Annotated in this window: 1 pseudogene; it reads right to left on the bottom strand. The window is 52.3% G+C overall.

The annotated features are described in order from the left end of the window. Positions 1-673 (bottom strand): annotated as a pseudogene (locus tag ACTHUE_RS19750) (DUF4178 domain-containing protein); the annotation flags it as partial.

The raw sequence follows: 673 nt of genomic DNA, 5'->3' as shown, positions 1-673 counted from the left end.
ATTCAACCAACCATAAGAAACCCTGTGTAGGGTTGTAAAGCAGATACTCCGTCCATTGCCCTTCGGGCGTGAGCGTACGGTTGAGGCCGCTGAACAGGTTTTCAAATGTTTCCTGCGCGTCTGTTTCGGCGTATCTGACTGCGCCCATAACGTAAAATTCGCGATTTTTCAGACGGCCTTGTCTGCCGACGGGCAGGGTAAACAGGCTTTGCTGCGCCGTTCGCATGGCGTTGGCGGTAATGAGTTCGGCTTTGTCTTTGCCGATTGCCAATTCGCTGCCGCAGCTTGGGCAGTTGAGATGGGCGGTGAGGCCGTTGACCCAGTGGACGGACGAGCCGCAGTTGGGACAGTTTTCTGAGGAAATACTGCCTTTCAGACGGCCTGCGCTTTCTTTGATTTCGTCTTCGCTGCGGGTGTTTTCCAGCTTCAAATCATCTAGGTTTACCATCCGCCCGAAGAAGGCTTCAGGTGTTTCGCTGCTGTAATCGAGCGTGATGAAAAGGTTTTCGCAACGCCAGTCGGAAACCCGATTTTCTGTATCCTCTTTCAAAACAAACGGCAACTCACCCTGCGCGGCCGCATGTTTCAAGCTGATGTTGCGGACATCGGAGGCAATATAGCGTTTATCTTGAAAAATCAGCTCGCTAAACCCGGCTCGCGTGTCTTCAAATCT

Source organism: Neisseria sp. P0021.S005, assembly GCF_051956955.1.
This window is presented reverse-complemented; position numbering and strand designations above follow the sequence as displayed.